The sequence below is a fragment of the Bacillus sp. JJ1562 genome (genome assembly GCF_036962705.1).
In the GTDB taxonomy this organism is placed as follows: Bacteria; Bacillota; Bacilli; order Bacillales; family Bacillaceae_L; genus Ferdinandcohnia.
In genome coordinates, this window is record NZ_JBALOQ010000041.1 from 1 (window position 1) to 18958 (window position 18958).

Below are 18958 nucleotides of genomic sequence, written 5' to 3' on the forward strand. Positions count from 1 at the left end.
CTTGACAGGGGCATGTTCACCCGAATAAAGCGCAAATATCAAAAATAAAGCGCAATTCCTCATGTATAGCCCCCAAAAATAACAAAGAACCTGCCACCCGGCAGGTTCTCTCTACTTACTTTAAATTCTTAAACGCATATTCTACAGCTTTAAGTGTCTCGACAATATCCTCTTCCGTATGAGCAATAGTAAGGAACCATGCTTCATATTTTGATGGGGCAAGATTGATGCCTTGGCTGAGCATTAATTTGAAGAATCGGCCAAACATTTCTCCGTCCGTGTTCTCTGCCTGCTCATAGTTTTCAACCTTTTCATTCGTAAAGAAAATAGTCAATGCACCTTTTAATCGGTTAATCGTAATCGGAGCATTGTAGGTAGCTGCATGCTTTAGAATACCTTCTTCAAGCATTGCACCAAGTCGATCTAATTTTTCATATAGCCCTTCTTCTTGAAGCACTTCTAGGCAAGCAATTCCTGAAAGCATAGATGCTGGGTTTCCAGCCATTGTTCCAGCCTGGTAAGCAGGGCCAAGTGGTGCAACCTGCTCCATGATTTCTTTTTTTCCACCGTATGCACCGATTGGTAGTCCACCGCCGATGATTTTTCCAAGTGCGGTTAAGTCAGGTGTGATTCCTAGTAAATTTTGAGCGCCACCATACATAAAGCGGAAAGCCGTAATGACTTCATCGAAAATAACGAGTGCACCGGCTTCATGGGAAAGCTCAAGTACTTGCTCTAAAAAGCCTTCATTTGGTTCCACGATTCCGAAGTTGCCAACAATTGGTTCTACTAGAACGCCGGCGATTTCCGAACCCCATTTTGCAAGTGCCTCTTTAAAAGGTTCGATATCATTGAATGGAACTGTGATTACTTCTTGTGCAATGCTCTTTGGGACACCAGCAGAATCAGGAGTTCCAAGTGTTGACGGACCTGAACCTGCAGCAACAAGCACAAGATCAGAATGTCCGTGATAGCAGCCTGCAAATTTAATAATCTTCGTTCTATTAGTATAGGCACGCGCAACACGAATCGTCGTCATCACAGCTTCCGTTCCAGAGTTTACAAATCGTACTTTATCCATTCCTGGAATAGCTTCCTTAAGCATTTTCGCAAACTTCACTTCATGTTTTGTTGGAGTACCGTATAACACACCGGTCTCAGCAGCCTTTGTAATCGCCTCAGTAATATGGGGGTGAGCATGGCCGGTAATGATTGGGCCATATGCTGCTAGATAATCTATGTATTTATTTCCGTCAACATCCCAAAAATAAGCACCTTTTGCACGTTCCATCGCCACCGGTGCGCCACCGCCAACCGCTTTGTATGAACGAGATGGGCTATTTACACCTCCAACGATGTGCTCTAGAGCCTCACTATATAGTTCTTCTGATTTTGAATGATTCATTATTTTGTTCCTCCTAGCTTTGAACTCAACGATTCTATTTTAGCACAAATCAAGTCCAGTTTATTTGTATATCAATCTGAAATTATGTACCCTATTATTAATAGGAAAAAACAGGAGGTAAAAACGATGACAATTGAAGTTGGAAAAAAAGCACCTGAATTTACTGCAACAGCAAGCAACGGAGAAACAGTTTCATTAGCAGATTTTAATGGGAAGAATGTCGTGCTTTATTTTTATCCAAAGGATATGACACCAGGATGTACAACAGAGGCTTGTGATTTTAGAGATGCACATGAAAGCTTTAGCGGGCTTGACACTGTGATACTTGGTGTTAGCACAGATTCACTTGAACGCCACAAAAAATTCATCGATAAATATGATCTTCCGTTTTTATTACTAGTAGATGAAGAACACGAAGTAGCTGATAAATATGGAGTCTGGAAGCTAAAGAAAAACTTCGGCAAGGAATATATGGGAATCGAGCGATCAACCTTCATTATTGATAAAGAAGGAAATCTCGTAAAAGAAATGCGCAAAGTATCCGTTAAAGGACATGTTGAAGAAGCACTTTCTTACATAAAAGATAATTTGTGAAGAATTTGTGAAATAAAAAGGTAAGTGCCGTCCGAAACTTCACTGGGGTAACACATGAATACAAGTGAGGACAGCATTTCGAGAGGTTACGAGTGGTGTAATTGAAACCACTCGAAATCCTATTTGTAGGTTGATTTTACAATTTTCTTTACTTATAATGAAGTTATTAGTAATGATAATCGTTTTCATTTGTCATATACTAAGAAAATACATGTTATGAGGATTTACAGATGAGACTATGGATGTTAATAATCGCTGCCATTGTCCTCTCCTTTATTTCGCTATTTATTGGCGCTATTAATATCACACCGATGGATTTACTAAATTGGGAATCAGATGAGACACAGATTTTCCTGATTAGTCGGGTTCCTCGTTTAATGGCGATCATTTTAGCGGGTGCAGGGATGAGTATTGCAGGATTAATTATGCAAAGCTTAAGCAGAAATAAATTCGTATCTCCTACAACTGCTGGTACATTAGATGCAGCAAAGCTAGGGATCTTAATTTCAATGCTGCTCTTTGCAAATGTAACCTATACACAACAGATTATTTTTAGCTTTGTATTTGCATTAGTGGGTACACTCATTTTTATGCAAATTTTAGATAAGATTAAATTTAAGGATGTCATTTTCGTTCCGTTAATCGGGATTATGTACGGAAATATATTATCATCCATCGCGACATTTTTTGCATATGAAGCAGACCTCATTCAAAACATTTCATCTTGGTTAATGGGCAGCTTCACATTGGTGATTGCAGGACGCTATGAGCTTTTATATATTGCTATTCCGGCTGTAATTTTGGCTTATATTTTTGCTAATAAATTTACAGTTGCTGGAATGGGTGAAGATTTTGCAAAAAACCTTGGGTTAAGCTATAAAGTTGTTTTAAATATAGGTCTTGTGCTTGTCGCTATTATTTCCACAACTGTTGTACTAACAGTTGGAGTCATTCCATTTTTAGGATTAATTGTACCGAATATCGTATCGCTTTATTTAGGGGATAATTTACGAAAGACGATTCCACATACAGCAGCATTAGGGGTTGTGTTTCTATTAATCTGTGATATTTTGGGTAGAATTATTGTCCATCCGTATGAGATTCCAGTCAATGTAACTGTTGCAGTAATCGGCAGTGCGATCTTCTTAATTATGTTATTTAGGGGGAGAGCATATGCGAAATAGTACAAAACTGATTATCTTAGCCGCTATTGCAATCATTTGTGTTTTGTTATATGGATTTTATGATTTAAAAGGTGGATTTGATTACGCCTTCCCTAAACGGATGACTCGAGTTACGGCAATGGTTGTAACCGGAATTGCGATTGCATATTCGACCGTTGTGTTCCAAACGATTACGCAAAACCGTATCCTGACTCCGTCCATGATGGGACTTGACTCGATGTATGAGGTCGTTCAAACATTAATCTATTTCTTTGCTGGTTCCATGTCTATTTGGGTATTAAATAAATATTTAAACTTTGGTGCAGCTATTATCTCTATGGTATTATTTGCGCTCATTCTATACCGTTTCTTATTCCGGTCAGATAAACATCCAATCTATTTACTTCTATTAATAGGGTTGATTATCGGAACACTATTAGGAAGTCTCGTCACATTTTTACAGGTGATGATCGATCCAGTTGAGTATTTAAGTCTCCAAAGTCGATTATTTGCAACCTTTACAAACGTTAAGGCAGAGCTTTTATATATTGCAATTGGAATTTTACTCATTGCGTTTCTTTATGGCTACCTTATTATGGATAAGTTAGATGTCATGTCACTTGGCCGTGAGAATGCGATGAACCTAGGTGTTAATTATGATCGGATGGTCATGAATGTATTAATTTTATCATCGGTGTTAATTGCGACTTCAACTGCATTAGTTGGTCCGATTACATTTTTTGGTTTAATTGTAGCCAACCTAGCTTATCAATTTTTAGCCACATATAAACACTCGATTTTAATTTTAGGGGCAAGCTTAATGAGTGTCATTGCACTTGTTGGTGGGCAGTTTCTCGTTGAACATATTTTTGAATTACGTACCACATTAAGTGTCATCATTAACTTTGTCGGTGGTATTTATTTCATTTTCTTACTATTAAAAGAAAGTAGGTCAGCACGATGATTGAAATCAAAGGATTATCGAAGTATTTTGGGAAAAAACCTGTTGTTGAAGATGTGTCTATCAACATTGAGTCGGGCACAATTACATCGTTTATCGGACCGAATGGTGCAGGTAAATCCACGCTTCTGTCTATGGTAAGTCGATTATTAGATGCTGATACTGGGGAAGTTTTACTTGATAAAAACAATGTGAAAAAGTGGAAGTCGTCTGAGTTTGCAAAACGTGTTTCGATTCTTAAACAATCTAACTACTTAAACGTGCGTTTAACCATTCGTGAGCTTGTTGCATTTGGACGCTATCCTTATTCAAAGGGACGCCTTTCAGATGAAGATGAAAAATTCATTAACCAAGCGCTTGAATATATGAATTTAATTGATATCGAGGATAAGTTTTTAGATGAGCTATCAGGTGGACAAAAACAACGTGCTTTTATAGCGATGGTTATTGCACAGGATACAGACTATGTATTACTTGATGAGCCATTAAATAACCTGGATATGAAGCATTCCGTACAAATTATGAAGATTTTACGGAAGCTTGTGGATGAACTTGGCAAAACCGTTGTGATCGTCTTGCATGATATTAATTTTGCGTCAGTGTATTCAGATCGAATTGTTGCACTGAAGGACGGCAAGTTGATCAAAAATGGACCAACCCATGAAATTATCAATTCAGATGCTTTACGTGAGATCTATGATATGGATATTCCAATCCAAGAACAAAATGGTTGTCGGATTTGCGTCTACTTCAATTCACATGCATAAGACCTAGGGGATTTAGTCTCTAGGTCTTTTTTTTAGGCCAACAGGAAATGGGGTTCTTAGTCTTTGATCCATATAAAATAGTATTAAAAATATTTTTTCATTTTGTATTGACGGAAGTTCGTTATGAACCTATAATGAGAATAGTTATCAATGAAAATGATTCTCATTTTTAATTAGTGAAATACATAAATGTCTAAAAGGAGAGGACACACATGAAAAAATGGAAATTAGCAGGTGCAGTTTTAGCTCTATCGTTAGCGCTTACGGCATGTGGGAATGACGATGAGACTAAAACTGAAAAAGCAAAAGATAATGTAGCTGGTGAACAAGCAACAAATAAAGCAGCAGGTCAATATCCAATGACTGTTTCTCCAACTTTAACATCAACTGATAGTGAAGAAGCAGGAACTGTTAACTTTGAAGATGTAACATTTGACGCTATGCCAGAGAAAATCGTTGTTTTTGATTATGGTTTCTTAGATACATTAGATGCACTTGGCGTAGAAGGTATCGTTGGGGTTCCACAAGATTCCAGCCTACCAGCAAGCCTTGAAGAGTATGCGAGCGATGATTACGTAAATGTTGGAACTTTAAAAGAACCATTACTTGAAGATATTGCTGAAATTGGTCCAGATGCCATTTTCATTTCAGGTCGTCTAGCGCCATACTATGAGGAATTACAGGAAATCGCACCTGTTGTATTTGTTGGTACATCTCAGGATGATTACTGGAACACATTCTTAGCTTCTGTAGATGTAGCAGCGAAAATGTTTGGTAAAGAAGCTAAAGCTGATGAACACAAAGCAAAAATCGATTCAGCTCTAGAAGAAGTGAAGGCTTTATCTGGTAGCTATGAAAGTTCATTAGTTACAATGTACAACGAAGGAAAATTATCAGGATTCGCAACAAACTCTCGTTTCGGTTATATTTATGATATTTACGGCTTCAAGCCAGTAACTGAAGATATCGCAGCTTCATCTCACGGTTCTAACTTTGGATTTGAAGCAATTTTAGAATTTAATCCTGAAGTGTTATTTGTAATTGACCGTACAGCAGCTACTGGTGGTCAATCAAATATCGATAAAGACATGGAAAATAAAATCATCGAGAAAACAAAAGCTTATCAAAACAAAAGAATCGTGTATTTAGATGGCGTACTTTGGTACCTAAGCGGTGGCGGCTTACAATCTGAGCTTGCCAAAATTGAAGAAATCAAAGCTGAGTTAAAATAAAATGCGAACGAAGGCTGTTCAGAAAGTCAGTGAAAACTGATTCTCTGGGCGGCTTTTTTTCGTTTTGTAATGGAGGTGGTTTAAGATGTGGGATTTTCCGGTAATTTACAATAGTTATGACACATAGTGAGGTTAGGTTTAAGTTTTTCCTTTTTTTATCCAAAAGTCATAATAAATAGTGTTGTTATGGCATGGGTTTTTCCGTTTGTATCCAAAAGTTATTATAAATAGTGCTTTTATGGTATTGCCTTTTACAATAATAACCAATAGCCATGTCATATAGTGTATTAATGATATGGATTTTTCCGGAAATATCCAAATGTAATGTTATAAAACGGTCCAGCGGTCCACGCTAGGGCGAAAAAACTAAGAGCATGTCCTGTAAGAAGGGTTTCGCGGTACAAGCTGAATTAAAAAAAATGTTGAGTATGTATGGCGAGAGAGGTTTCGCGGTACAAGCTGGAGAAAAAAATGTTGAGTATGTATGGCGAGAGAGGTTTAACGATACATGCTAATGCAAAAACAAGTTGAGCATGTACGGTAAGAATAGTCTAGCGATACAAGCTAGAGCGGTAAAAGGAGGAGAATGTCCCGTATGATACCTCTAGAAATACAAGCTAGAGCATAAAAAGAAGAAACATGTCCCGTTACCTCAAGCTCATTAAAAAATTACACCGGGATGCGTTTGATTTTGTTATACTGAAAAGAAAATGGAATTGTATGGAAGGGGATACTTGGATGAGTCGTACTATTTTAATTGTGGATGATCAGCCTGAGATTGTCGAGCTGCTTAGTCTTTATTTGGAAAAAGAGAATTATAGAATTCTAGAAGCCTTTGACGGTCAAGAGGCACTACTAATCATTCAGAATGAAAACATCGATCTCATGCTTGTTGACCTTATGATGCCAAACATTAACGGCTATCAGCTCATTAAAAGAGTGAGACAGGATTTGCACATCCCCATCATTATCATTTCTGCTAAGAACGACGATAACGAAAAAATTTTAGGACTTGGGCTGGGAGCAGACGACTTCATTCCGAAGCCCTTTAACCCACTAGAAGTGATCGCGCGGGTTCAGGCGCAACTTAGAAGAAGCTATAGCTACAAGCAAGAGTCCCCAACCAAAAGTGAAAGCCTTCAGATTAAAGTGGGTGATATTGTCTTAGATGAAAGTTCCTTTTCAGTGATTAAGGGAGACGACATAATCACTCTCACAAAAATCGAATATCGCATTCTTGAATTATTAATGAGTTCACCTGGAAGGGTTTATACGAAACAACAAATCTTTGAAAGAGCGTGGAACGATTACTACATGGGTGGCGAAGAGGACAACACGATCAATGTCCATATCTCAAAGCTAAGAGAAAAGCTCGAGGAAAATCCGAAAAAACCAAACTACATAAAAACCATTAGAGGGTTAGGCTATAAATTTGAAAACCGTAAATAGAAACAGATGAATCAGTGGGGAAGAGAAAAATGAAAAAAATGTTCCATCGGTTTTTTCCAGAAAATGAAGGCGTAATTCCATATATATATATTGCTAACATTGCGATTCCGCTCTACTTTTTATTTCAAGAATCAGGGGGGAAATTGCTATTTGGCTTATTTTTAATGGCAGCACTTGTTATTGCATACCGACAGGCATACTGGAACTCAAAGTACACACTTGCGTTTGTTTTTGTCCAAATATCAATCATTCTACTATTTGGTTTTATGTATGATCCATTGTATATTTTTATGATTTTCATTGTTGTGTATCAGGTGACTCGTCTTTCATTGCAATGGATGTATGTCGTGTGTGGCCTGTTCACGTTTTTCAGCCTTATTCTTGTTTATCAAGTTGTCCTTTCCGGAGCATACTACACGATTCTAAATCTAGGACCTCCAATATTCGGTGGAAGCATCCTCCCCTTTATTATAAGGGGGTCGATCAAGTACAAGGAAATGAGCGAAGTCTTAAGGAGAACGGCAGATGAGTTAGAGTTTAAAAATCGTGAAATGACGAGACTAGAAGAAAGCAAAAAGCAAATGCTCGCTGATATCTCTCATGATTTAAAAACGCCGATTACGACGATTCAAGGATACTCTAGGGCGTTATATGAAGGTTTGGTTACAGACGAAGAACAAACGAAAAAATACTTAAAATACATTCATAACAAATCAATTCGGGTAACATCCTTAATAGATGAGCTCTTTATGTTTTCAAAATTAGATAGCCCTGATGTCCCTATTCAGAAGGAAAATATCGATATTTGTGAATTCTACCGTGGGGTCATTGCGGAGCATTTTGATTTATTTGAGGAAAAAGAAATGGAGCTTGATATCGATATTCCTGATACAAAAATGATGTTTCCGTTAGATCAAAAACTACTCAATCGAGCGATATCAAATCTGCTTCAAAATACAAATAAATATAATCCGAACGGAACGGAAATTTATCTTAAATTGACTAAATTGAAGGATAAAATAGTAATTGAAGTCGGTGACAATGGTGTTGGCATTCGCGAGGAAATTGCCCAAACTTTATTTGATCCGTTTGTAAGAGGGGACAAGAGCAGGGTAAATGACGGTGGTTCAGGACTTGGTCTCGCCATCACAAAGAAAATCGTTGAACTCCATAACGGAACTATCCATGTCGACACTGCACCAAAACGAGGGAAAACGAATTTTATAATCGAACTCCCGATTGATTAACAGCTATCCACGTGGTAAAACACCAATTAACAGGCCAAATCACATAGGTGATCTGGTCTTTTTTCCTTTTTACGCAATTCCCATTAATCTTTAAAATGAAGAAACTTCAAAAACTTTACACAACCTTAACACACAACCACTTTATCGTTAAATCTAGAATGCTACTATTTAATCAACAGACAGTCGGTCTATAGAAGGAGGAGTAATTATGAGGAAAGAAGCAATTGAACGTAGAAACGAAATACTTGATGCTGCAGACGAGCTGTTCAGTCAAAAGGGTTTTGATGGAACGAGTACAAACGATATTCTCAAAAAGGTCGGAATTGCACGGGGAACACTCTATTATCATTTCAAGTCAAAGGAAGATATTATGGACGCGTTGATTGATTGGTATAGTGTTCGACTTATAAGCACAGCACAGGAAATTGCAGCTGACAAGAGTATTCCTGTAGTCGAGCGGATGATACGCACTGTTTTATCAATGAATGTAAGTGGTGGAAGCAGTGAGGAAATGATGGATCATATTCATAAGCCACAGAACGCACTGATGCATCAGAAAATACAAAAAGTAATTATCAACGGCGTTACGCCCATTCTGTCCGGTATCATACAAGAAGGCATTGAACACGGACTTTTTAGCACGCCATATCCGTATGAATGTATGGAAATGCTTGTTACATATGCAAATATCGTTTTTGATGATGATTTGGTAGAGATGACTAATGAGGAACGTGCCTCACGGATACAAGCGTTTATATTCAATGGAGAGAGGCTACTCGGTGCGGAAAAAGGAAGTCTAATGAGCGTTATGCAAATGTTTGGCAGCAAGTGAATTTTATAAAATCTAGAGGAAACTGCTCAAGAAGTAAAAACAGAGGTGACATATGTATTTTAGACTAATCCGAAATGACATAGTAAAGAGCAAAATCATAACATTTACAACCATGATTTTTGTCGCTGCAGCATCAATGCTTGTTTCACTTGCAGCGATTCTCATTGTTAATCTTACAGGTGCGCTAGAATTGCTAATGACAAAAGCCGAAGCGCCACATTTTATGCAAATGCATTCGGGTGAAATTGATAGGGATCGACTTAAATCTTTTGCAGAAGAGAATGATAAAGTTGAAGAATATGAGATAGTAGAGTTCCTAGGTATTGACGGCTCACAAATTATTTTAGGAGATAATTCGCTTGCCAATAGTGTTCAGGATAACGGCTTAAGCATACAGAATGAAAAATTCGATTATCTTCTTGATCTTGACGGCAACATCATCAATGTATCCGATGGAGAGATTTACGTTCCAGTTGCCTATATGAAGGACAAAACTACAGAAGTCGGTGATAAGGCTGTAATTAGCGGGAAGGAATTTACTGTAGCGGGATATCTCCGTGATTCGACGATGAATTCCTCTCTCTCTGCATCAAAGAGATTTCTTGTAAGCGAGAATGATTTTGCAGAAATAAAGGATCTTGGAAGTATCGAATATCTGATCGAGTTTAGACTAAACGATTTTTCAAAAATAGGCGAATTTGAATCGGAATATGCTTCCGCAGGACTTGAAGCAAACGGACCAACAGTGACTTATACTCTATTCAAAATGATGAACGGCATTTCAGACGGGATGATGATTGCAGTTATCCTTCTAATAAGCGCACTGGTCGTTGCCATCGCATTTATGAGTATACGTTTTACCTTACTTGCTAAAATTGAAGACGACTACCGTGAAATTGGTGTAATGAAAGCAATCGGCCTTCGTCTTTCTGACATTAAAAAGATTTACGTTGCAAAATACGTAAGCATAGCTGCGACTGGTAGTATTCTTGGGTTTATTCTCTCACTATTGTTCCAAGGCAAACTTCTTGAAAATATTCGGCTTTATATGGGTAAAAGCGAAAATTCTTCTTTTGCCTTAGTTTTAGGAATCATTAGCATATTGCTTGTATTTCTTGCAATCGTTGGTTATGTAAACTTTGTTTTGAAGAAATTTCGAAAAATATCAGCTGCTCAAGCCATACGCTTTGGGACTTCTCAGGAAAAGAAAGCTGGTGCAAAGCGTTTTACCTTAAATGGAAACAAAATGTTTAGCACGAATATATTTCTAGGAATCAAGGATGTTCTTGCTCGAAAGGGACTTTACACAACAATGCTGATAGTCCTTGTGATTTCGTCATTTATTATCATTGTTCCGCAAAACCTGTATAACACGATATCTTCAAAGGGCTTCATTCAATATATGGGAATTGGCCACTATGATCTTCGTATTCAGACCAATATTTCTGACAAAACGGATGAAATCGTGAATACGGTAGAAAGCGATAGTTCGGTTTCAAAATATACTGTTTTGACAACAAAGACTTTTAAAGTAAAAACAAATAACGGGACTGAGGAAAATATAAAAGTTGAGCTCGGTGACCATTCGGCATTTCCTATCGAGTACTCTGAAGGTAGAGCACCTGTCAGTGATGACGAAATCGCACTTTCGACTTTAAATGCTGAAGAGTTGGGAAAAAAAGTGGGAGATTACATTACACTTGTAAGTGAAGGGAATGAAAAAGAACTTACGGTTACTGGAATGTATTCCGACGTTACGAATGGTGGTAAAACCGCAAAGGCTGTATTCTCCGACAATTCGGCAAATATTATGTGGACCATCATCTGTGTCAAACTCTCGGATATATCACTTGTAGACAGCAAGGTTTCGGCATACTCGGACAAATTCAATTTTGCGAAGACTTCAGACATCGATGAATTTGTTTCTCAGACTTTAGGCTCGACAATAAGTTCCGTGGAAGTGGCTTCATACTCCGCAATTGCTGTTGCGCTTGTTATTACAATACTGGTTACACTGTTGTTCATGAAAATGCTTGTTGCAAAGGACAGGAATTCCATTGCGGTATTGAAGGCCCTTGGTTTTACAAATTCGGACATTAAGGTGCAGTATTATTCACGTTCGTTTATTGTACTGATTATCGGAATTGTTCTCGGCACGCTTCTCGCGAACACACTCGGTGAGGTTTTTGCTGGCATGCTCATCGCTTCGTTTGGAGCATCAACGTTTGATTTTACGGTCAATCCGGTTCAAGCATATTTGCTTAGTCCGCTGATGATGGCAGTCATTGTACTTCTCGCAACAATGTTTGGTACATCTAGCGCGGGACAAATTAACATTTCCGAACATATTAAGGAATAGGGGGAGTAGGCAATTGAAGAAGATTCTAATAGGTGATCATATAATAAAAATGTTCGGTGAGGGAAATGAACAGCGCAATGTTCTTGATGGGGTATCTGTTGAAATAAACGAGGGTGAGTTCGTTACGATTATGGGACCCTCAGGTTCTGGAAAATCAACGCTACTATTTGCACTAAGCGGAACGGATGGAGTTGATGGGGGTAAGGTCCTTTTTGCCGGAAAGGATTTATCAACATGCACGGAGAACGAGCTTTCGGATATACGTCGTAATAACATGGGGTTTGTTTTTCAGCAGCCGACGATGCTTAAAAACTTAAACATTATCGACAATATTATCTTACCATCTATGCGTGATAACAGAAAAAACGTTACAAAAATTTCAGAGAAAGCAAGCTCACTTATGAAGAGAGTTGGTATTGCGGGACTTGAAAAGCGTGACATTACACAGGTTTCGGGAGGCCAGTTTCAGCGTGCTGGGATATGCCGTGCACTGATGAATGGCCCGGAAATTATTTTCGGTGACGAGCCAACTGGAGCGCTCAACTCAAAATCTGCGCAGGAGATTATGGACTTGTTTTCTGAAATCAACGCAGACGGCACGGCAGTTATGCTTGTCACTCACGATGCGAAGGTTGCAGCACGGTCGGAGCGTATTCTGTTTATGCGGGACGGGAGTATTGTGACTGAATTAAAGCTTCCGAAGTATGACAGAACGGATATCGATCGCAGAGTCGAAGAAGTTACAGCGAAAATGTTAGAAATAGGAATATGATTTGTTGTTTCACAATTTCATAGATTTTGTTTGGCGCTTGGATTGCATTCATAATCCAAGCGTTTTTGCTGTGTTAATTAATCTTAATAATGATATAAGACTCACTTAAGGTTTAGTTAAGGTTCGCTGTCTATGATAAGGATAACAAAGCAAATGAAACTAAGGAGGACCTTAACATGAATCAAACTGTGATCGAACTTACAAATATATCAAAAAGCTACGGAGACGTAAAAGCAGTTGATGGCATCACCCTACAAGTTAAAAAAGGAGAAGTACTCGGCATCATCGGTGCAAACGGTGCAGGAAAATCAACCACCCTCGAAATCATGATGGGCATTCGCAAACCAGATACAGGAACGGTAAAAGTACTTGGCATGAACGTAGAAGATGCATCAAACGAAATCAAGCAAAAAATTGGAATCCAGCTTCAACAAACAGCCCTTTACGACCGAATCAAAGTAAAGGAAGCTTTGAAACTATTCAGCTCTTATTACGATAAAAAACGAGACTTACAGGAAATCATTGATACACTCGGGCTTACACCTTATCTAAATAAATATGTTAAGAATCTATCAGGGGGCTGGCAGCAACGTACATCCTTAGCATTAGCGCTAGTAAACGATCCAGAGATCATTTTTCTCGATGAACCAACAACCGGCCTAGACCCACAGGCAAGACGCGACCTCTGGCTCTGCATCAATCGCTACCGTAACGAAGGAAAAACGATTCTTCTTTCTACACATTATATGGACGAAGCGCAAAAGCACTGTGACCGAATCGCAATTATTAAACAAGGAAAATTAGTAGCTTGTGACCAACCACAGAATCTAATCGATTCTTACCTGCAAGGTGCAGGAACAATGGAAGATGTTTATTTAAAATATGCGGTTTCACATTAAGGAGGAAAAACAAATGCAATCAATTCTTACACATACACAAATGGAATTAAAATTATTTTTTCGCGAGACATTAGCATTACTGTTTACATTTATCGTCCCAGCCGTCAGCTTTATCGTGTTTGGATTAATGTTTGAATCAAACACATACGAGGGACATAACTACTTCCAAGCCTATATTCCAAGCATGATCGCCATCATTATTTTCACCACAGCCTTTTTCTCAATGGGACTGCAAATTGTTATTGACCGTGAAAAAGGGGTTTACAAACGTTTAAAAGGTACACCTATCAATCAAAACGCTATTTTTATGGCAACTATTTTAAAAGGCTTTATTGCAATCTATGTTGGTGCAATTGAAATCTTATTAATTGCAAAGTTCGGATTTAATTCAGAGATAACCACACATCCTTTTGAGTTTTTTGTAGCCTTAACATTTAGTGCAATTACTTTTTTCTCGATAGGGTTTATTGTTTCAAGTGTGACAAAGCGTATGCAGACAGCATTAGGGGTTGCTATGATTGCGATGTACCCGATGATGTTTTTATCCGGGGCAACAATTCCATTAGAAACGTATCCTGAAGTTCTTCAAAAAATCGCTGCCATCGTCCCACTAACATATGTAGTGAATGTCCTAAGAGATGGCTGGAACGGAACACTTTTCACAACAGATGCACTTCTTGACATTGGAATCTTACTAGGTGTTTTAGTTGTATCTACAATCATCGGTTTAAAATACTTCAAATGGACGGATTAACTATATTAGCAGAAGACTCACTTCTGCTAATATAGTTAAAGCCTCCGGCGGATGCCACGATTTTTCAAAGGTATCTTTTCCCGCATTAACAGGTACTAAGCCCTCATGGAGGGCAACTATCAGTAAATGCCCGATAAAGTGAACAAAGACTAAAAACGCCACGTCCTGTGGCAACGTCTTCGTGACCCACATCGTGTGGGCCTCAACTAACAATCTGTGGCGTAAGGCATCCACAGATTGAAGTTTCACTGTATCTCGCAGTAAGATCAAAGACTAAGAACGCCAATTCCTGATGTCTTCGTCTTTATGACCCACTTCCTGTGGGCCTAAAAATCGGGCGCCAATACGCCACGGCATATTGGATCAGGGTGCCTATTTTTAACAGACAGTGTCAAACGTCTATACATTTTCGATATAGCAGACGTATCTTATTATTGTAGGGCATACCTCCTCAGATGTTAGCGTAAATTAGTGCGAGAGAAATCTCGCACCTTTTTTTGCTTAATCCAGTTCAAGTGCCTAGCAAGAAGGTCAAGGAGCAACCCTTCTCGCTGGCTCGCTTGTGATTGTCGGACTCTTACAGGACAAGGAAAGCTTCTGTAGCATAATCATCGCACGAAGAAAATGTATTGCATTTTCGAGGAAGTGCTGACATCGAGGTATGCCACAGGACGTGGCAGTAGTTAGTCGATGTTCCTCTTTCAAGGCACTTGCACTTTTTTCTCTTCCACCTTTTTAACAAACTTGATACTATAGTAGTTAAGGAGGCGTAATGATGCGAATCTTATCAACATTTATTCCAATCGAAGAAGTTACAGAAAAGATGAAAAAGGCGTTTCCGGATGAAGAATTTATCTATTGTGAGGATATTGAAGAAGCTTTACCCGAACTACATAACGCAGACATTTTACTTACATACGGGGAAGACTTGACCCCAGAACATATTGATATTGCCATAAATTTAAAATGGATCATGGTGATCTCGGCGGGGCTGGAGCTAATGCCTTTTAAAGCGATTAAGGAAAAAGGAATCCTCGTAACAAACGTAAGAGGTATTCACAAAATCCCGATGGCTGAATACACCCTTTCCATGATGCTGCATGTCACAAAGAAAAATATGAAAATTGTTGAGCAACAAAAGTTTAAAAGTTGGGACCGACTCACCCATTTCCCGGTTGGCGAGCTACATGGGAAAACAATCGGAATCTTAGGTGTCGGTGCAATAGGTGGCGAAATTGCAAGACTAGCGAAAGCCTTTAACATGAAGACCATCGGATTAAATCGTAGCGGTAAAAAGCATGAATTTATAGATGAAATGGTCCAATTTGATGGTCTCCATTATATTTGTGAAACCGCTGACTTTCTTGTTTCGGTCCTTCCGAGCACTGACGAAACAAAATATATCCTTAACGATACCCATTTTAATAGGATGAAAAAGGATGCCAATTTCATCAATATTGGTCGCGGTGATTTAGTAAAAGAAGAGGTCTTACTACAAGCAATAAAATCAAAGAAAATTTCACATGCAGTATTGGATGTATTTGAACAGGAACCACTTCCTAGCGACCATCCATACTGGATTCTTGAAAATGTGACGGTGACTCCGCATATCTCAAGTAAGTCAAAGTTTTATCAACCAAGATCCTTTGAAATCTTCGAACAAAATCTTCATATATTTAGGCAGGGTGGCAGTGATTTTATCAATAAAATTGACTTGAACCGGGGGTATTAAGATGAAAATCTACACTAAAACAGGTGATAAAGGGACGACCTCTTTAGTATATGGGCAGCGGGTTTCAAAAACAGATCTTCGTGTTGAAGCATACGGTACATGTGATGAAGCAAATTCCATGATTGGATTAGGATTAAGTCATCTACATGAATTTCAATTCGAAGGCAAAGGAGAGGTCGAACAGATTTTCAAAAAAGTTCAAACGACCTTGTTTCACGTCGGTGCAGAGTTAGCTACACCTGCAGGGAAGGAAGTTAAATGGAAGGTTTCCAAGGAGGACGTTGCCTTATTAGAAGAAACAATCGATAAATGGGATGCGGAGAACCCTCCACTTACAAACTTTGTTTTACCTGGTGGCAGCCAAGCAGGCGCATCCTTCCATGTTGCAAGAACAATTGTGAGAAGAGCTGAAAGAAACGCTGTAGCTGTTGGAGAGGATGTAAATCCACTGGTGAACTCATACTTAAACCGACTTTCAGATTTTCTTTTTGTAGCGGCTCGCTATGTCAATCATAAGCTTGGCCAAAGTGAACCAACACTTCATCAATGAAATTTCCAGCAAAATAAGCGTATTTTAATGGGAATAGTCATATAGTAATGGTAGATATGTTGACAAAAGTGGTGTGAGCAAGATACACTAATTATAAGGATTATAAAGTAATAATGTTTACTAGAAAAGAGGTGCATGGCGGTGTCAGAAAATCTTTTGAAAGAGGCGCTTGATACGTTGAAAGAAACCGGGGTTCGAATCACTCCGCAACGTCATGCGATATTAGAATATCTAATTAATTCAATGAGTCACCCGACTGCAGATGATATCTATAAAGCACTTGAAGGAAAGTTCCCAAACATGAGTGTCGCAACTGTGTACAACAATCTTCGTGTATTCCGTGAAGTTGGCTTAGTAAAGGAATTACCTTACGGAGATTCATCAAGTCGTTTTGATTTTATCACAACGCAGCACTATCATGTGATTTGTGAAGAGTGTGGTAAAATTGTGGACTTCCATTATCCAGGTTTAGATGAAGTGGAAGCATTGGCCGCACATGTAACTGGCTTTAGAGTCAGTCATCATAGAATGGAAATTTACGGCTCATGTCAAGATTGTCAAAAGAAAGCAGCACACTAAAAAAGCTGATCAGGTCATCCTGTCAGCTTTTTTCTACTTTACTGTATTTTTTACTATTGTATTTCTCATTAAACTCTTTTCCTTCAAGCTCTGGATCAAGAGTTAATGGTTCCTTACAATACATACACACATCCACTCGACCCAACATCTTAGTTGGCTTTTCGCAAGATGGACAGATTACCTGAATAGTTCGAGTCGATAGTAAGCCAATCCAAAAATATACTACTGTACTCGCTACAATAAAAAGGAGACCAAGAATCATAAAAATTGTCATTAAGATAATATTTTCTCTAAAGAAGATTCCCCCGTACATGACAATAAATCCAGCGAAAATCAAAGCAAGAGCAAAAGAACGGATTTTATTAATTTTACTTGAATATTTTACACCCATAATTAATACAACCTCCTCTATATAATATACAGTATAAAAAAGAAAGATAAAAATAAAAAATAGATTCTGTATAAAATGTGCAGGGTTTTATTTTTGTGCGTCGAAATATATTAGCAACGGATTTGAATGGAGGAAATCAAAATGGAGGATTTACTTCGACCTCTTTACCAAGAAAGAGCAAGCCAACCCAATACGTTAGGGGTTATTCTATTCGAAAAGGGGAAGGATGCTTTTACACATACGGATTACTTTGACTTAGCCTTACTCGTAATTGTAAAAGAAGCTGAGAAAAATGTGTTTATTAAACATTATGATTACAATAAAAACAAAGCAACTTTATATACAGTAAAAGAAGGCCAAATAAAAGACTGGCTTTTATTTGGTTCCAATCGGAAGATAGTAGACTGGATTGTCAACGGAAAAATCCTATTTGATCGAAATGAATACATCACTGACTTAAGAAACGAGCTGCATGAATTCCCAGCAGAGGAAAGACAAATTAAAATGGGGATTGAATTTGCAAAACTAATTCGTCGGTACCAGGACGGTAAAGCATTTTTTAATGCAGACCAACATCTAGATGCCTATAATTATGTCATTCATGCACTTCATCATTTAGCGCGCTTAGCCATAATCGAAAATGGCTTTCACCCCGAAATAACAGTATGGAACCAAGTAAAACAAATCGATCCACAAATTTATAAATTATATATTGAACTGTTAGAAAGCGAAGAATCCCTTGAAAAACGACTAGAGCTTCTCTTCCTTGCTAGTGAGTTTCTCATACATTCTAGAGCGAAAATTGGAGCCAACCATATCCTAAATGTTCTATCTCAAAGAAATGATTCTTGGACGTTCGGTGAGATTATGGAACTTCCTGAGCTAAAAGTATACTCAGTCGATCTAGAAGTATATCTAGAATTCCTTGTAGATAAACATTTTATAAATGTAGAAAAAATCGAAACAAAAGGAAAAGGTATTTATCATAGAACATACAGTGTAAATAAGTAATGTCCTTGAACTCCTTCTTAATTTAGTGAAGGGGTTTTTATTATTTTAATAAAATATTAAAATAGGTGTTGACGGATAATTGGATCCCATGTTATATTAGATTTCGCCGCTGAAAGACAGAAATCAGCCGGTAAAAACTTTTGAAAAATAATATTGACATTAATAAATCACCATGATATATTAATAAAGTCGCTTCTGAGAGGCGAGTCATAAAAGTCCTTTGAAAACTGAACACAATACAAGCGTCAACGTTAATTCTAA

Annotated in this window: 19 protein-coding genes; 16 read left to right on the top strand and 3 right to left on the bottom strand. The window is 38.1% G+C overall.

Going from position 1 to position 18958, the window contains the following annotated elements; translation table 11 throughout:
* Positions 1–115: 115 nt before the first annotated feature.
* Positions 116–1405 (bottom strand): glutamate-1-semialdehyde 2,1-aminomutase, encoded by a 1290-nt coding sequence (locus tag V7097_RS20580; protein ID WP_335705512.1) that lies wholly within the window; start codon positions 1403–1405, stop codon positions 116–118.
* 126 nt (positions 1406–1531) lie between these two features.
* Between V7097_RS20580 and bcp the strand changes: the two genes are divergently transcribed.
* From bcp to V7097_RS20640, 12 genes are all read left to right on the top strand, one after another.
* Positions 1532–1999: a thioredoxin-dependent thiol peroxidase gene (gene bcp / locus V7097_RS20585; RefSeq protein WP_335705513.1), complete on the top strand. Its 468-nt coding sequence runs from the start codon at positions 1532–1534 to the stop codon at positions 1997–1999.
* A gap of 230 nt (positions 2000–2229) precedes the next feature.
* The gene (locus tag V7097_RS20590) at positions 2230–3183 is read left to right on the top strand and encodes an ABC transporter permease (RefSeq protein ID WP_335705514.1); all 954 of its coding nucleotides are present in this window, start codon (positions 2230–2232) and stop codon (positions 3181–3183) included.
* Complete coding sequence (locus V7097_RS20595; protein WP_335705515.1) at positions 3173–4126, top strand: iron chelate uptake ABC transporter family permease subunit; 954 nt, start codon at positions 3173–3175, stop codon at positions 4124–4126. The genes V7097_RS20590 and V7097_RS20595 overlap by 11 nt, the downstream gene beginning before the upstream one ends.
* Entirely contained in the window at positions 4123–4890 is a 768-nt protein-coding gene (locus V7097_RS20600) for an iron ABC transporter ATP-binding protein (RefSeq protein ID WP_335705516.1), read from the top strand. Before V7097_RS20595 ends, V7097_RS20600 begins: the two co-directional genes overlap by 4 nt.
* Before the next feature lie 212 nt (positions 4891–5102).
* On the top strand, positions 5103–6122 hold the full coding sequence (locus V7097_RS20605; protein WP_335705517.1) for a siderophore ABC transporter substrate-binding protein: 1020 nt from the start codon (positions 5103–5105) through the stop codon (positions 6120–6122).
* Positions 6123–6860: 738 nt separating this feature from the next.
* Positions 6861–7571: a response regulator transcription factor gene (locus V7097_RS20610; RefSeq protein WP_335705518.1), complete on the top strand. Its 711-nt coding sequence runs from the start codon at positions 6861–6863 to the stop codon at positions 7569–7571.
* A 29-nt stretch (positions 7572–7600) separates the two neighbouring features.
* Complete coding sequence (locus V7097_RS20615) at positions 7601–8818, top strand: sensor histidine kinase (RefSeq protein WP_335705519.1); 1218 nt, start codon at positions 7601–7603, stop codon at positions 8816–8818.
* A gap of 208 nt (positions 8819–9026) precedes the next feature.
* Positions 9027–9650, top strand: coding sequence for a TetR/AcrR family transcriptional regulator (locus V7097_RS20620; RefSeq protein WP_335705520.1), 624 nt, complete (start codon positions 9027–9029; stop codon positions 9648–9650).
* 52 nt (positions 9651–9702) lie between these two features.
* A complete protein-coding gene (locus tag V7097_RS20625; RefSeq protein ID WP_335705521.1) occupies positions 9703–12009 on the top strand; it encodes an ABC transporter permease in 2307 nt (768 codons plus the stop codon).
* 13 nt (positions 12010–12022) lie between these two features.
* Positions 12023–12781, top strand: a complete 759-nt coding sequence (locus V7097_RS20630; protein WP_335705522.1) for an ABC transporter ATP-binding protein — start codon at positions 12023–12025, stop codon at positions 12779–12781.
* Positions 12782–12957: 176 nt separating this feature from the next.
* Entirely contained in the window at positions 12958–13680 is a 723-nt protein-coding gene (locus V7097_RS20635; RefSeq protein WP_335705523.1) for an ABC transporter ATP-binding protein, read from the top strand.
* A 13-nt stretch (positions 13681–13693) separates the two neighbouring features.
* Complete coding sequence (locus V7097_RS20640) at positions 13694–14434, top strand: ABC transporter permease (RefSeq protein WP_335705524.1); 741 nt, start codon at positions 13694–13696, stop codon at positions 14432–14434.
* Here V7097_RS20640 and V7097_RS20645 read toward each other — a convergent pair whose 3' ends face one another.
* Positions 14435–14626 (bottom strand): hypothetical protein, encoded by a 192-nt coding sequence (locus V7097_RS20645; RefSeq protein ID WP_335705525.1) that lies wholly within the window; start codon positions 14624–14626, stop codon positions 14435–14437. It lies immediately after the preceding gene.
* 583 nt (positions 14627–15209) lie between these two features.
* Between V7097_RS20645 and V7097_RS20650 the strand changes: the two genes are divergently transcribed.
* The 3 genes from V7097_RS20650 to perR all read left to right on the top strand — a co-directional run bounded on the left by V7097_RS20650 (position 15210) and on the right by perR (position 17295).
* Positions 15210–16166 carry a D-2-hydroxyacid dehydrogenase gene (locus tag V7097_RS20650; RefSeq protein WP_335705526.1) on the top strand — a complete coding sequence of 319 codons (957 nt, stop codon included), beginning with the start codon at positions 15210–15212 and terminating at the stop codon, positions 16164–16166.
* A 1-nt stretch (position 16167) separates the two neighbouring features.
* On the top strand, positions 16168–16716 hold the full coding sequence (locus V7097_RS20655) for a cob(I)yrinic acid a,c-diamide adenosyltransferase (RefSeq protein WP_335705527.1): 549 nt from the start codon (positions 16168–16170) through the stop codon (positions 16714–16716).
* A 135-nt stretch (positions 16717–16851) separates the two neighbouring features.
* Positions 16852–17295, top strand: coding sequence for a peroxide-responsive transcriptional repressor PerR (gene perR / locus V7097_RS20660; RefSeq protein WP_335705528.1), 444 nt, complete (start codon positions 16852–16854; stop codon positions 17293–17295).
* A gap of 22 nt (positions 17296–17317) precedes the next feature.
* On the opposite strand, the gene V7097_RS20665 is transcribed toward perR, so the two are convergent.
* Positions 17318–17686 carry a YgzB family protein gene (locus V7097_RS20665; RefSeq protein WP_335705529.1) on the bottom strand — a complete coding sequence of 123 codons (369 nt, stop codon included), beginning with the start codon at positions 17684–17686 and terminating at the stop codon, positions 17318–17320.
* Positions 17687–17827: 141 nt separating this feature from the next.
* On the opposite strand from V7097_RS20665, the gene V7097_RS20670 reads away from it, so the two are divergent.
* Complete coding sequence (locus tag V7097_RS20670; RefSeq protein WP_335705530.1) at positions 17828–18697, top strand: nucleotidyltransferase-like protein; 870 nt, start codon at positions 17828–17830, stop codon at positions 18695–18697.
* The last annotated feature ends 261 nt before the right edge of the window (positions 18698–18958 follow it).